Genomic DNA, 15,107 nt, shown 5'->3' on the forward strand with positions numbered 1-15,107 from the left:
CGGGCAACTTCGAACGCCGGAAAAGCTGATGCGCATCGGCGCCGAGGATCTGCGCTTTTCGATCGACGATGCACAGTCGTTTTTTGACCGGGCAGGTACTGTGCGGCTCGAACGAAGCCACATCGAGCTGTTGAACGAAACGACCGAAGGATGGGTCGCGGGTCTCCAACTGGCCTCGCTGGCGTTAGGTCAAATGCGTGACGCGTCCAGGCTCGCCGACAATCTGGCGGGCCCGGGTTCAGTAATCGACCGCTACCTGAACGATACGGTCCTCGCGCATTTGCCGCCGCCCATGCTGACGTTCCTGCTGCACACGTCGATTCTCGAGCGGCTCAGTCCCGGTGTATGCGATGCGATCATGGGGGATGAAGACGGCGAAAGCGGAGAAAAGCTCGACTGGCTTGAACGGCACAACGTCTTCATCCGACCACTGGACGAAAGGCAAGACTGGTTTCGCTATCACGCAGTGCTATCCGATGCGCTGCGACGGCGTCTCTTGCGCCAGATGCCGCAACAGATTCCGGTGCTGCATCGTCGCGCATGCCAATGGTTTGCGGCGCAACGTCTGTGGCCCGAGGCGGTCCGTCATGCTCTGGCCGCCGGCGATTTCGAACTGGCGACGCAGTGGGCGGAGAACTGCGCAATAGACATGCTGGAGCGCGGCGACCCCTACGCGCTGCTCGGTTGGATCAACAAGCTTCCGCCCGATGCCGTTCGTGGACGGTTGCGTTTGCGGCTTGCCAAAGCATGGGCGCTTGCGTTCTCGCTTCAGATCACCCGAGCGTCGAAGGAAATCGGCACGATTGTCGACGAATTCAACCGGAAGCATCACGCGGATGGTGGCGTGATCGACGAAGCGATGCTGGCCGAGGTCAACGTGGTTGCTGCACTGGTCGCCGGTATCGGTGACGACAGCGAGCGTGCGCTTGAACTGGGATGCGCGGTGGACGCTTGCGGTGTGGCAGTTGCACCGTGGGTCAAGCATTACTCGCAAACAGTGCAATTCTTCGGGTTGATCTATCGGGGCAGATTCGACCAGATCCTTCGTATATGGGACCTCGTCAAAGACCGCACGGAAGCCAATCCCGAGCCGCACCACTCGGACCTGCTGCGAGACTCGATGTATGGTTTCGCCGCGTTGATGCATGGCGAGCTGGCCGAGGCGAGACGAACGTTCGAAGCGACGTTGCGGCGCGCCGAGCGTGATCTGGGGGCTTCGGCGGCTGGCGTGGCGGGCATCGCCGGTTGTGTTGCATACATCTGCTACGAGTGCAATGAACTGCCGAAAGCGCGGGAGATGATTGCCGGCCGCACGAACATCGTATTGGAGAGCGCTCCGATGGGTGCGCTGGTGCGGCACATACTTGCCGCGGCACGCCTGCTGTGGCGTGACGGGGAGACGGGTTCGGCACTGGCCGTTCTCGAAGACGGCCGTCAGGTCGCGTTGACCCGGCAATGGTTGCGTCTGAAGCTTACCTGCGATGCCGAAGCGGTGCGATTTCTGATCGAAGCCGGCAACCTGGCGCAAGCGAAGCGGATCGCCGACGAGCTGAGCGGGAGCGTCCCAGCGCTATGTGAAGGGCGGAAAGGATCGGCTATCGAGAGCTGGACGAACTATTGCATCCTGCAGGCCCGGGTTCAGATGGCCGAAGGCCTCGCTGCCAAAGCTGTCGTGCTTCTCGAACGCTCGCTCGATACGGTCGCCGCAATGGGCTGGCGTGGTTCCGAGGCGCTCGTTTCGCTTCTGCTTGCCCGTGCGCTTGAACAATGCGGGGAAACCGACAGGGCGCTCGCTATACTCGGCCGTGCGCTGAGCATTGGGGGTGCGATCGGCATCGTCAACAGCTTCGTCGATGAAGGGCAGCCCGTGCGCGCACTATTGCAACGGTTTCGCCGAGGATCGGGCAGCATTGTGACCGCGGAAATGGCCTATGCCGACAGATTGCTCGCGGCGTTCGACGCACGCGATGGTTCCCAATCCGTTCCCCCGAGGTCTGTCAGGGTCATGACAACATCGTCAGATATCCTGAGTGTCAGGGAGTTGGAGATCCTCAACTGCGTTGCGCTCGGACTTTCCAACAAGGAAATCGGGCGATCGTTGAAACTGGCGCCCGAGACCGTCAAATGGCATCTGAAGAACATCTTCGAAAAGCTCAACGTGAGCTCGCGCATCGAAGCCGTGCAGAGCGTCCTGGGTTTTGGCGTTGGCGAGGGGCGCGCCGCAATGTAGCGGAGCGAGGTGGTTCCAGAAGCGCCCCGGCTTGGACATTGCGAGCGACGACGCGACTTTTTCTGCGCAATGGCCGGCCGCGAGCTTATCGAAGTCAATACGCGTGCGGGCCAACCGCGAACACGACCGGAGATTACAATGGCCAGATTGTTACGGCATCCTGCCGTTTTGACCTCACTCCAATGAACGCATCCGAACGTATCGACGAACTGATCGCGGGACTCACCGACTGGCGCGGCGCGACCTTCGCTCGCATCCGTCAATGCGTGCTCGCGGCGGACCCGGCGATCGTCGAGGAATTCAAGTGGATGGGTAGTCCGGTCTGGTCGCGCGACGGCATGATCGCGGTCGCCAACGCCCACAAGGGCAAGGTCAAGCTGACCTTCGCGCATGGGGCGGGCCTGGCCGACCCGGATGGCTTGTTCAACGCGGGCCTCGAAGGCAACGCGCGGCGCGCTATCGACTTCTTCGAGAGCGACGGGGTCGACGAGCGCGCACTGAAAGCGCTGGTGCGCGCCGCAATCGACTATAACCAGAATCATCTGAAGCAGAACATGCGCGGCGCACTACCGAAAGCCGGCCGTAAGCGGGCGCCCGGCGACGCCTGAGGCCGGCACAGTCTGCTCGCCAGCCGCGCCGCTCGCGAACCCCGGTGGGTGGATACCAGAATTGATATCGATATCACCCAAAATATAATTGGAAAGATATCAACTCGCTCCGTACACTTCACCATCCCTGGACACTGAGCGGCAACCTTGCGCCGTAACGTCGGGCGGGCCGCTTCAGTCAAATTGGCCGGTGAGGGGTCCCGGCACATGCATCAAGGACCTAGTATGTCGGAAAAAAAGCGGAAATTGCGCTCGGCCGAGTGGTTCGGCACGGCTGACAAGAACGGCTTCATGTATCGAAGCTGGATGAAGAATCAGGGCATTCCCGATCATGAGTTCGACGGGCGTCCCGTGATCGGTATCTGCAACACGTGGTCCGAGCTGACGCCGTGCAACGCGCACTTTCGCAAGCTCGCCGAGCACGTGAAGCGCGGCGTCTATGAAGCGGGCGGCTTCCCGGTCGAGTTCCCGGTGTTTTCCAACGGCGAATCGAATCTGCGTCCGACCGCGATGCTCACGCGCAATCTCGCGGCGATGGATGTCGAGGAGGCGATCCGCGGCAATCCGATCGACGCGGTCGTGCTGCTGACCGGCTGCGACAAGACGACCCCCGCGCTGCTGATGGGCGCGGCGAGCTGCGACGTGCCGGCGATCGTCGTGACCGGCGGCCCGATGCTGAACGGCAAGCTCGACGGCAAGAACATCGGCTCTGGCACCGCGGTGTGGCAACTGCACGAATCGCTGAAGGCCGGCGAGATCGATCTGCATCAGTTCCTGTCGGCCGAGGCGGGCATGTCGCGCTCGGCGGGCACCTGCAACACGATGGGCACCGCGTCGACGATGGCCTGCATGGCCGAGGCGCTCGGCACGTCATTGCCGCACAACGCGGCGATTCCCGCGGTCGACTCGCGCCGCTACGTGCTTGCGCATATGTCGGGAATCCGGATCGTCGAAATGGCGCTCGAAGACCTGAAGCTGTCGAAGATCCTCACGCGCGAGGCGTTCGTCAACGCGATTCGCGTCAATGCGGCGATCGGCGGCTCGACCAACGCGGTGATTCATCTGAAGGCGATCGCGGGGCGCATCGGTATCGATCTTGATCTCGACGACTGGGTGCGCATCGGCCGCGACACGCCGACGATCGTCGACCTGATGCCGTCGGGCCGTTTCCTGATGGAAGAGTTTTATTACGCGGGCGGCCTGCCGGCCGTGCTGCGCCGGCTTGGCGAAGCGAACCTGCTGCCGCATCCGGACGCGTTGACGGTCAACGGCAAGTCGCTGTGGGACAACGTGAAGGATGCACCCAACACCAACGACGAAGTGATCCGTCCGCTCGACAAGCCGCTCGTCGCCGATGGCGGCATCCGCGTGCTGCGCGGCAATCTCGCGCCGCGCGGCGCGGTGCTGAAGCCGTCGGCGGCGACACCCGAGTTGCTCAAGCATCGCGGACGCGCGGTCGTGTTCGAGAACCTGGAGCACTACAAGGCGCGCATCGTCGACGAGACGCTCGACGTCGACGCGAATTCGGTGCTGGTGATGAAGAACTGCGGGCCGAAGGGTTATCCGGGCATGGCCGAAGTCGGCAACATGGGCCTGCCGCCGAAGCTGCTGAGGCAGGGCGTGAAGGACATGGTGCGCATTTCCGATGCGCGCATGAGCGGCACCGCCTACGGCACCGTGGTGCTGCACGTGACGCCGGAAGCGGCGGCCGGCGGCCCGCTCGCCGCGGTGCAGGACGGCGACTGGATCGAGCTCGATTGCGACGCGGGCACGCTGCACCTCGATGTCAGCGACGCGGAACTCGAGCGCCGTCTCGCGCAGCATGTGCCGCCCCAGCCGCCGGAAGGCGGCGGCTACAGGCGCCTGTATATCGATCACGTGCTGCAGGCCGATGAGGGTTGCGACCTCGACTTCCTCGTGGGGTGTAGAGGTTCCGCGGTGCCGCGGCATTCGCACTGACGCGCCGTTGCAACGGCAACGGCTCGGCCCATGACCGTGCGGGCGATGCATTCGTGCATCGCCCGCATTTTTTTATGACCTGTGGTTGGCGTTCGCGGCGCAGCTGCCTTGGAAGGTGCGCCGCTAATGGCTATTGGCCGAGGTTGTCGACCGCGTCGAGCACGAGTCCGAAGAACTCGTTCGCTGCGGCCGGATTCAGCCAGCGCACGACCACGGTCATGCGCCGCTCCGGTTCGACCCACGTGAACGAACTGCCTGCACCGACACCGAAATAGCTCGACTCCGGCACGTTCGGGAACACCTTGCGCCCGGTGTTGAGCCACACGAGGTAGCCATAGAACGGCGCGATCGCGCACGGCGTGCGCATGCGCGCGATCCATTCGGACGACAGCACGCGCTGGCCGTTCGCGACGCCGTCGTTGAGCAGCATCTGTGCGACCTTCAACTGATCGTTCGCGCTGACCGATACGCCGCCGCCCCAGTGCGTGCCGCCCGGCACCGACTGCATGCGTCGCCCGTCGATTTCGACCCACGCATTGTCGTAGCCGACCCATTGCCAGTTTTCGCTCGCCCCCGAAGGCCGCATGATCGCTTCGCGAAACACATCGGGCAGCGGCTGACGGAACAGATGCAGCAGCGCGAGCGAGAACTGGTTGATGCGGACGTCGTTGTATTCCCAGTACGTGCCCGGCCGTTGCGGCGGACGCAGATCGCCTTTTTTGCCGTCGGGCGGCGCGGCGAAATTGACCGCACGGTAGTGATCCGCCTGATCCGACAAACCGAAGTACGTGCCGCGCCATTCGCTCGTTTGCTGCAGTAGATGCGCCCAGCTGATCGGCGCGTTGTGTTCATCGTCGAAGCCGATGTCGGGTACGCGCACGCGCACCGGTTCGTCGAGCTCGGGCAACAGGCCGCGATCGTGAGCGACGCCGGCCAGCAGCGCGAGGTACATCTTCGCGACACTGAAGGTCAGGTCGGCGCGATCCGGTTCGCCCCAGCTCGTCAGCACGCGGCCGTCGACGGCGATCGCGCCCGACACCGGCCCGCGATCATGCACGGGACCGAGCAGCCTGTTCCACGGCGGCGGGTCGTTTACGTGCACACCCCATGCGCCACTCACATGGCGGTCCCAAAGCGATTCATGATCCACCGCGAACTGCACGGCTTGCTGCAAACGGTCTTGCATGGATAAGTTCCTGTCGGTTCAACGAAGCCCGCGAGGCAGAGACTCAGCGTGCGTGCAGTCGCACGCGTGCCCACATCACGGTGAAAAGGCTGAGCACGGCCGCGAGCATCAGATAGAGTCCGGGCGCGAGATTATTGCCGGTCGCCGCGATCAGCGCGGCAACGGCGAGCGGCGTGAAGCCCCCGAACACGGTGGTGCCGATGTTGTAGCCGAACGCCATGCCGGTCGTGCGCGTGCGGGTCGGGAACAACTCGGACATCAACGCCGGAATCGGCGCGAAGTAGGTCGCCTTCAGCAACGCGACCCACGTGACCGCGGCAAGCAACGAGCCGAGCGACGGGCGCGCGTTCATCAGCACGAAGGCGGGATACACGGTCGCGAAGAACAGCACGCCGGCGCCGAGCATGATGCGCACGCGGCCTACCTTGTCGGACAGATGACCGACGAGCGGCGTGAGCATCATCATGATCAGACCGGCCGCGAGCGTCGCGATGAAGCCCGACGACGGTGCGAGTCCGAGCTGCCGCGCCGCGTAGGTCGGCATGTAGAGCAGCATGTAGTTGGCCGTGGTGGTCAGCACGAGCACGCCGATCGACACGAGCACCCGTTCCTTTTGCGTCGCGAGTAGTTCTCGCACCGGCGCGGCGGATTTTTCCGCGCGCTCGAACTCCGGCGTTTCGTCGATGCGGCGGCGAATGTAGAGCCCGACCGGACCGATCAGCATGCCGAACAGGAACGGAATGCGCCAGCCCCAGCCTTCGAGTTGCGCGGTCGTCAGCGTGCTCGTCAACACCGCGCCGAACAGCGACGCCAGCACCGTGCTCGCGCCCTGGCTCGAGAACTGCCAGCTCGCCATGAAGCCTTTGCGCTCCGGCGCATGTTCGATCAGAAACGCGGTCGAACTGCCGAACTCGCCGCCCGCCGAGAATCCCTGCAACAGCCGCGACGCGAATACGCCAATCGGCGCGAGCACGCCGATCGCCGCATACGACGGCATCAACGCGATCATGCTGGTGCCGAGCGTCATCATCGCAATCGATAGCGTCAACGATGCCTTGCGGCCTTTGCGGTCGCTGAACGAGCCGAGCGCGAGCGCGCCGATCGGTCGCGCGAGATACGACAGCGCGAAGGTGCCGAGCGTGAGCAGCAGCGATACGGTGCGGTCGTGCACCGGAAAAAACGTGCGCGACAGCACGGCCGCGAAGTAGCCGTACACGACCAGATCGTAGAACTCCAGTGCGTTGCCGATCGAGGTCGCGAGAATCAGCCGCGATACGCTCGAGCGCGAAGTGTGCCGCGCGAGCGCGTCGGCGGTGGTGACGGAGTCCATGCTCATGACGAAGTCCTCTGGCGGCATTGGGAGGCGCGCCGGCAGTGTCGCGTGAGCGGCGCGGGCGCGGGATCGAAGCGTGTGACCCGATGTTGGGGTGGACGATATTTATAGACAATTACAATATTTGGCAGATATCGTTGCCGAAACGGCAAAGCGGAATCGAGCTGACCCAGCTATTCGATATCGCATGCAGTCTCGAAGGCCTCGCGTTCGATCCGGCGTTCGTCGAATTGCTGACGGGCGCGATCGAGAATCCGGCGTTGCTCGACCGATTTCGCGCCGCAAAAGAAAAAGCGCCCCGCAGGGCGCTTTCCATCGATTCAATCAGGCAGGGAACACAGGTGTTCCCCACCGCGAACCGTCTGCTTAGAACTTGTGACGCAGACCGACACGGAACGCCAGCTGGTTGTCGGCGCCGACGCCCGACGTGCTGAAGTAGCTCGTGCTCGAACCGATCTGTGCCTGCAGATCCTGCGTGCCGTTGCGGCCCGACGCGATCTGATAGATGCCGAGCACGTACACGTCCGTGCGCTTCGACAGCGCGTAGTCGCCGCTCAGGTCCACCTGGTTCCAGTGACCGACGTTCGCGCCGCTCAGGTGCATGTACGTGTAGCCCGCGCCTGCCGTGATAGCCGGCGTGACCGCGTACTTCGCGCCTGCTTCATAGGCGGCGAACGTGGTCGACCCACCCGAGATCGGTGCAAGGCGCGTGTTCGTGTACAGGGCCCACAGCGTCGCCGGGCCGAATCCGTAACGGCCGCCAACGCCGAACGTGCGCAGATCCTGGATCTGGCCGTTGCCGATCGTCGGGAAGCTGACGTTTGCCAGCGAAGTCGAGAAGGCCGGCGATGCCTGGCCCGGATAACGGATGTCCGTGTACGCCGCGCCGATACCGAACGGGCCGTTCGCGTAGTTCGCGCCGAAGCTGTAAGCGCGCGACGAACCTGCCACCGGGGCAGTGGACGTGCCCGTACCCGGCGTGCCGGCAAAGCCGCCTGCCGTGTTCGAGAAGCCGTACATCGCGCCGAAGGTCAGGCCGGAGAAGTTCGCGCTGCTGAACTTGACCGAGTTGTTGATACGGCTCGACGTCAGCTGGTCGACGTCGTTGATGTGGTAAGCGTAGTTGCCCGCGACGGTCTGGCCGCCGGTCGCGTAGTTGGAGCCGAGGTAGTCGGTCGAGAACGAGTACTGGCGACCGAACGTCAGCGAACCGACGTTGTTCTGCGACACGCCGACGTACGCCTGGCGCCCGAACATCGCGCCGCCCTGGCCGGCGGTGCCGTTCCCGCTGTTGAAGCCGTTTTCCAACACGAACAGCGCCTTCAGGCCGTTACCGAGGTCTTCCGTGCCACGCAGGCCCCAACGGCTGCCGTTCGCGACGCCGTCGTCGTACTTGGTCAGGCTGCTGTGGCCGGTGGCCGTTTTCGAGTTGTTCACGTAGCTGATACCGGCATCGATCAGGCCGTACAGCGTGACGCTGCTTTGTGCGTGAGCGGCGGAGGCGAAGACGGCAAGCGTAGCGGCGGTCAGGATTTTCTTGTTCAAAATACTTCTCCGGGTTAGCAAATTTTGGCGATCGCGACGCGCTGCTCTGCGGCAACGTCGCGCGATGGCCGGCAATTTAAGGGAACGCTGAGTAAGGTCTGTGACACTGAAAAATTATTTTCACGGTGTCGTGTCGGCGCGACACTTTGCGTGTGCACCGGAGGCAGGTGTATCGGTGGCGGGGCGGGTCGGTCGACCCTGGAGCGAGGCTGGACGCGTGGCAGCGAATCGCCCGCCTGGCGGCGGGCGATCGGTTATTTCAGCTGGTGCGTGAAAATTCAGTTACATGGCCGGCCGCGACAGCAGCGACGGTCGCAGCGGCTCTGGGGTCAGTTGCTCAGCAACGAGCCGCTGCGGAACGGCGTCTGGCCGGCGATGCGCGCGAATTCGAGGCCGGCCGTCGCGAAACGCGCCAGATGCCGCGCGTACAGCACGCCGGCCACGGTGTTTTTGATCGTGACGACGCGGTCCGTCAACGGATCGACGATGTCCGCGATTTGCTGGCCCACGTCCACCCACGTGCCGACCTCGCAGCGATAGACGAGCACGCCGCTGATCGGCGCGACGAGCGGCTCGGCGCCCGCGAGCGGCGTCGCCGCGAATTCGAGCGCCGGCATCGGCGCCGGCTCGCCGTCGACCACGCCGCGCGAGGTCAGATACTCGATGATCGCCTGCGCGTCTTTTTCCGCGAGTTCGTACGACACATCGCGCTGGCCGCGCAGCTCGATCGTGACCGAGATGCCGCCGTTCGGGATCGGGAAGCGCTCGCCGAAACGGCCGCGCAGATCCGACCAGCAGAAGCTGTGGATTTCGTCGAACGGATTGCCGACCGAGTTCAGCGCGAGCAGCGACGCCTTCGCGTCCAGGTAGCGCGCGAGCGGCTCGACTTCGGGCCACAGGTCCGGATTGGTGTACAGGTGCATCGCGGCTTCCCAGTCGCAATGCAGATCGAGCACGACGTCGGCGTCGTACGAGAGCTTTTGCAGCGCGAGGCGTTGCGAGCCGAGTTCGGTGGTCGGCTGCTGCGCGTCGAGCGCTTCGCGCATCGCCGTGCGGATGGCGGCGCGGTTCGCGTCGATGTCGCTGGTCAGACGCGATTCGATGAACGGCTGCACGAGTTCCGCGAGGTCGTAGAAGTTGCGGTTGAAGTTCTGCGCGCTGCCGGTTTCGAAGCGGCCGAGCATCTGGCCGAGCAGATGCTGATTAAGGCCGATCGGATTCGGCACCGGCACGACCACGACTTCGCCACGCAGCTTGCCCGCGGCTTCGAGCGCGGCCAGCTTGCGTCGCAGCGACCACGACACCAGCATCCCGGGCAGTTCGTCCGCATGCAGCGACGACTGGATATAGATTTTCTGGCCGCCGCCGGGACCGTAGTGGAAACTCGTCAGTTCACGGGCGGTGCCAAGCGACGGGGCAATCAGCGGATGGGTCTGGGTTTGCATGGTTTTGGCTTCGCGGCCCGTTCGGAGCAGCCGCGCTAGGTGGTTGATTGCAAGGGGAAAGATGCGCGCCGGCAGCGCGCGTGGTCCGCATGCGCGGACTGCGGCAACCTGTCTCAGGGGAGCCGCGTCTCGCACGATCTTAGCCGATATGCCACACGATGTGGCTTGATGCGGCTAGATGTGGAGCCGCAAAACAAAACGGGCTCCGCGTCGCGGAGCCCGTTTCGGACAAGCTGCCGGCGCGCCGTGCGGCGCGCGTGGGCGATTTAGCTGCCGTACACGTTGAAGTCGAAGTACTTCTTCTCGATCTTCTTGTAGGTGCCGTCCTTGATCATGTCGGCGATCGCCTTGTCGACCTTCACCTTCAGATCGGTGTCTTCCTTGCGCATGCCGATGCCGGCGCCATTGCCGAGGATCTTCGGATCGTCGAGGTCCTTGCCGACGAACGCGAAGCCCTTGCCGCGCGGCGTCTTCAGGAAGCCCTGGTCAGCCTGCACCGCGTCTTGCAGCGCTGCGTCCAGACGGCCCGAGATCAGGTCGGCGTAGACCTGGTCCTGGTTCTGATACGCCACGACTTTCGCGCCCGCCGGTTCCCAGTAGGTCTTCGCGTAGGTTTCCTGGATGGTGCCCTGTTCGACGCCCACCGTCTTGCCCTTCAGCGATTCAGCGGTCGGCAGGATGCCCGAGCCCTGCTTCGCGACGAGGCGCGTCGGCGTATTGAACAGCTTCGACGAGAAAGCGATCTGTTCGGCGCGTTGCGGCGTCATCGACATCGACGACAGCACGCCGTCGAACTTCTTCGCCTTCAGTGCCGGGATCATGCCGTCGAAGTCGTTTTCCACCCACACGCACTTCGCACCGACGCGCTTGCAGATTTCGTTGCCGAGGTCGATATCGAAGCCAACGAGCTTGCCGTCCGCGCCTTTCGACTCGAACGGGGGATAGCTGGCATCAACACCAAAACGGATCGTCGACCAATCTTTAGCGTGTGCGCCAATCGAGACGGTGGCAAGCAGAGCAACCGTCAAAGCCGCTAGCAGTTTTTTCACTGTTTTTACTCCTCGGTGTAGTTCAATTACGCCCTCGGCGGTTGTGCCGCCTTGGGACGCCCGGCGCGTCTCGCAAACGGGCTTCTGGTCAGGATGCAAGCCGGGGGTGGCCTGCAACGCGCGCCAAGCTTATCAGTTCAAAAATATTGGGAAGCTAGTAAAACACCGGATGGCGCGGGAGGAGGCCCTCTAGAGCAACGCTTGCGCCCCAGCCGGTGTGACCGGATCGTACACCGTTGGTAGGGTTTGCGTAACGCGGATGCAATGCACGAGCGGTAATACGAAGGGCCGGCGAGCGTAATCGACTGGGATTTACGCCGGTTTTCTCGCGAGTTCGCCGAAAACCGGTTTGAAACGCGAGTTTGAAACGTGGACGGATCGTTAAAGCTCGCGGCTGAATTTGCCGTTAATTAAGAACGGCCTCGAGGCTATTGCCTTGCACGTTATTACCAACACCGATATTTTTGCCCGGCCGTTTCGAACCGGTGCAAAAACAAAGGCTTTGGCGCTATCATCGATGCTCCCTGCGTTGGACGCCGGCCGCCCGCGCAGGCGGGGATCGCTCGGGCGCAGGTCGTCGGACCGCCGTCAAGATTCAAATTCCGCGCGTTTGCGCTCGCTCACATGGCCTTTCTGCTCAACGGTGTTATGCATGCACACGATGTTGTTCACGGCGGATCGAACAGGCCGTTGTAAACAGACTTTCAAGCGACGAATCGCGAGCACCGGCGTGCGGGCTCGCGCGGCATTATTGCAGCGCCGGATTTTTGACGGTTTTTTGTCGAGCGTTACATCGGGATTTTCATCGATTGGCTCATCCGGATTTGCGTGCGACGTTTTTTCCGGGGTTTTGCCCCGCGTGTCGCGCGTTCTGATAGGCGCATTGCTGTGCGCGGGTTTCGGCGCGGCGACGCCCGCAGCGGCCGCCGAGAAAGTGCTGCACGTTCTCGCATGGCCCGGCTATGCGGACCCGGACGTCGTGAAGGCGTTCGAAGCGCGCTACGGCGCGAAGGTCGAGGTCACGCTCGTCGATTCCGATGAGGCGCTGTGGGCGCAGATGCACAGCAAGGGCGCGCCGCCGTTCGACGTACTCGCCGCCAACACCGCCGAAATCCGCCGCTATACGCAGGCGAATCTGCTCGCGCCGCTCGATCTCGCGAGTCTGCCGAATACGAAGAAGCAGTTGCCGCGTTTCCAGGCGCTCGGCTCGATCGACGGCCTGACCTCGGCGGGCAAGGTATACGCGATTCCGTTCACGTATTCGTCGATGGGACTCATCTACGATCGCAAGCAGATTCCGGTTGCGCCGCATTCGATGCTCGAACTGTGGAACCCGCGCTATCGTGGCAAGGTGCTCGACTTCAATAGCGCGCAGCACAACTTCTCGTTCACCGCGCTTGCGCTCGGCTATCCGCATCCGTTTCAACTCGACCCCGCGCAGATGCGCACGATCGCGCACAAGCTCGTCGATCTGCGCCGCAACCTGCTGACCTACTACACGCTGCCCGAAGAGGCGACCGCATTCTTCATCCAGCACAAGGTCGCGTTGATGTTCGGCAACTACGGCACGCAGCAGGTGCAGTTGCTGCGGCGCGCGGGCGCCGACGTCGGCTACGTGATTCCGGACGAAGGCGCGCTCGCGTGGCTCGATTGCTGGTCGATGACGCGCGCGGCGAGCGACCAGCCGCTTGCGCTCGCATGGATCAACTACATGCTCGAGCCGAGCGTGAGCGCGTTGCTGACACAGCGCCAGGGGCTCGCGAACACGCTGACCGAGCCGGCCGAAGGCAGCGCCAACGCGCACATCGTCTGGATCAGTCCGGTGGAAGATATCGAGCGCCGCGAGCAACTGTGGACGCGCATCGTGTCGGGCGACCGTTCGGAGCGCTTCTGATGCTGCATCGCGGCCTGACCTTCAAGCTATCCGTGCTGCTCGCGTGCATCGGCGTGCTGGCGTCGGGCGCGACCGGCTATTACGCGTATCGCGCGAATCGCACGATGCTGGTCAACGAAGCGGAGCACAGCCTGCAGACGTCGACGGAGCTGCTCGGCCAGCGCATCGCGGTATCGATCGACGACGTCGCGGCGGACGCGCTCGTGCTCGCGACGATGCCGTCGTCGGTGAGCGTCGCGCAGACCGACGACGGTATCGGCCCGAACCTCGGCCGCGAGCGGCTCGCGCAGGTGTATTCGAGCTTCATGCTGCACCACCCGGAGTATCTGCAGGTGCGGCTGATCACGCGGCAGCATCACGGTCTCGAACTGATCCGTTTCGATCGCGACAGCGATGGCCTCGTGCGTGTAGAGGGTGACGATTTGCAGGAAAAAGCTCAGTTTCCCTACGTATTCGAAACGCTCGCGTTTTCGCCGGGCCGCATCTACACGTCGCCGATTTCGGTCAATCACGAATCCGGCACGCATGCGGCGCAAGGCAAGCCGACGCTGCGTCTCGGCACGCCGATCGCGGATGCGCGCGGCACGGTGGTCGGCGTCGTCGTAATCGATGTCGATCTGGCCGGCATGCTGCGGCGTTTACAGAGCGATCTGCCGAGCGACTATCAGGTCTATCTGGCGAACGAGTGGGGCGACTTCCTGATCCATCCCGACGCGTCGAAAACCTTCGGTTTCGACCGCGGCCGGCGCGTGCTGATGCAGGACAGCTTCCCGGCCACGAAGCAGCTGTTCGAGCAACGCCAAAGCGAGGTGCTCATCAACGGTCTCGCCAGACCCGGCGAGGCGGCCGGCCGTGTGCTCGCGTTCGTGCGGCGGCCGTTCGGCGGTTCCGAGGGCAACCGCTTCATCGTGCTCGGTCTCGCGAAGCCGCTCGAGGACGTGCTGACCGGCGCCAATCAGCTCGGCACGCGGATCATTCGCATGGTGCTGGTGTTCAGCGCATTGTCGGTACTGCTGGCGATCCTGTTCGCGCGAGCGCTGACCAAACCGCTGCATCTGCTCGCGTATGCGGCGACGCACCTGTTCGCCGACCACGCGATGCACACCTTGCCGCTCAAACGCACCGACGAAATCGGCGTGCTCGCGCGCTGCTTCGAGCGTTTGCGTTGCGAAATCCGCGCGCAGATGGATACGCTGCACAGCAAGCAGAGCGAGCTCGTGCATCTGGCCTCGCACGACGTGCTGACCGGCTTGCCGAACCGCATGCTGTTCATGCAGAAGCTCGAGAACGCGATCGAGGAGGCAAGCTTCCGCCGCGAAGGCCTCGCCGTGCTGTTCGTCGACCTCGACCGCTTCAAGCAGATCAACGATCAGTTCGGTCACTCGGTCGGCGACAAGGTGCTGGTAGCGGTCGCACGCCGTCTGAAGGACGTGCTGTATGCCGGGGACGTGGTCGCGCGGCTCGGCGGCGACGAATTCATCGTGCTGATCGAAGGGCAGCGCGCGGCCGAGGTCACGCCAGAAATCGCCGAGCGCATCATGGACGCGCTGAACGAAACGCTGACCGTCGACGGCAATAGCATGACGGTCGGCGCGAGCATCGGCATCAGCGAGTTCCCGCACGACAGCGGCAATGCCGAGGAACTGCTGCTGAACGCCGATGCCGCGATGTATGCGGCGAAATCGGGGGGCCGTTGCGCGTATCTGCGCTATCAGGATCTGCTCGCCATGCGGCTCGACGAACAGGCTGGGCAGGCGAGGGCTGCCCAGTCCCAGCTCGCCCAGGCGCACGCCGCGCGCGATGCGACCGAGGGGCGCGAGGCGGAGCCCACCGCGTGACGCGGTTTTACCCGCGCCGC

10 protein-coding genes are annotated in these 15,107 nt (G+C 63.7%); 5 read left to right on the forward strand and 5 right to left on the reverse strand.

Features of this window, described 5'->3' with window-relative positions; genetic code table 11:
* Positions 1–28 precede the first annotated feature (28 nt).
* The 3 genes from HWY30_RS27040 to HWY30_RS27050 all read left to right on the forward strand — a co-directional run bounded on the left by HWY30_RS27040 (position 29) and on the right by HWY30_RS27050 (position 4,797).
* Positions 29–2,230, forward strand: coding sequence for a winged helix-turn-helix domain-containing protein (locus HWY30_RS27040; RefSeq protein WP_244145023.1), 2,202 nt, complete (start codon positions 29–31; stop codon positions 2,228–2,230).
* 182 nt (positions 2,231–2,412) lie between these two features.
* Positions 2,413–2,838, forward strand: a complete 426-nt coding sequence (locus HWY30_RS27045; RefSeq protein WP_090809492.1) for a DUF1801 domain-containing protein — start codon at positions 2,413–2,415, stop codon at positions 2,836–2,838.
* A 225-nt stretch (positions 2,839–3,063) separates the two neighbouring features.
* Entirely contained in the window at positions 3,064–4,797 is a 1,734-nt protein-coding gene (locus tag HWY30_RS27050; protein ID WP_090809494.1) for an IlvD/Edd family dehydratase, read from the forward strand.
* 130 nt (positions 4,798–4,927) lie between these two features.
* Here the strand turns inward: HWY30_RS27050 and HWY30_RS27055 are convergent, their stop codons facing one another.
* The 5 genes from HWY30_RS27055 to HWY30_RS27075 form a co-directional block, all read right to left on the reverse strand.
* Complete coding sequence (locus HWY30_RS27055) at positions 4,928–5,983, reverse strand: serine hydrolase domain-containing protein (RefSeq protein WP_090809496.1); 1,056 nt, start codon at positions 5,981–5,983, stop codon at positions 4,928–4,930.
* Positions 5,984–6,026: 43 nt separating this feature from the next.
* Positions 6,027–7,319: an MFS transporter gene (locus HWY30_RS27060; protein WP_090809498.1), complete on the reverse strand. Its 1,293-nt coding sequence runs from the start codon at positions 7,317–7,319 to the stop codon at positions 6,027–6,029.
* Between the two features lie 363 nt (positions 7,320–7,682).
* Complete coding sequence (locus HWY30_RS27065; RefSeq protein ID WP_090809502.1) at positions 7,683–8,861, reverse strand: porin; 1,179 nt, start codon at positions 8,859–8,861, stop codon at positions 7,683–7,685.
* Positions 8,862–9,190: 329 nt separating this feature from the next.
* Entirely contained in the window at positions 9,191–10,306 is a 1,116-nt protein-coding gene (locus tag HWY30_RS27070; protein WP_090809504.1) for a succinylglutamate desuccinylase/aspartoacylase family protein, read from the reverse strand.
* A gap of 266 nt (positions 10,307–10,572) precedes the next feature.
* Positions 10,573–11,355 carry an ABC transporter substrate-binding protein gene (locus HWY30_RS27075; protein WP_090809506.1) on the reverse strand — a complete coding sequence of 261 codons (783 nt, stop codon included), beginning with the start codon at positions 11,353–11,355 and terminating at the stop codon, positions 10,573–10,575.
* A 652-nt stretch (positions 11,356–12,007) separates the two neighbouring features.
* On the opposite strand from HWY30_RS27075, the gene HWY30_RS27080 reads away from it, so the two are divergent.
* On the forward strand, positions 12,008–13,249 hold the full coding sequence (locus HWY30_RS27080; protein WP_425199404.1) for an extracellular solute-binding protein: 1,242 nt from the start codon (positions 12,008–12,010) through the stop codon (positions 13,247–13,249).
* Positions 13,249–15,087: a diguanylate cyclase domain-containing protein gene (locus tag HWY30_RS27085; RefSeq protein ID WP_090810479.1), complete on the forward strand. Its 1,839-nt coding sequence runs from the start codon at positions 13,249–13,251 to the stop codon at positions 15,085–15,087. Before HWY30_RS27080 ends, HWY30_RS27085 begins: the two co-directional genes overlap by 1 nt.
* Positions 15,088–15,107 lie beyond the last annotated feature (20 nt).

Source organism: Paraburkholderia tuberum STM678, assembly GCF_902833905.1.
Classification (GTDB): domain Bacteria; phylum Pseudomonadota; class Gammaproteobacteria; order Burkholderiales; family Burkholderiaceae; genus Paraburkholderia; species Paraburkholderia tuberum.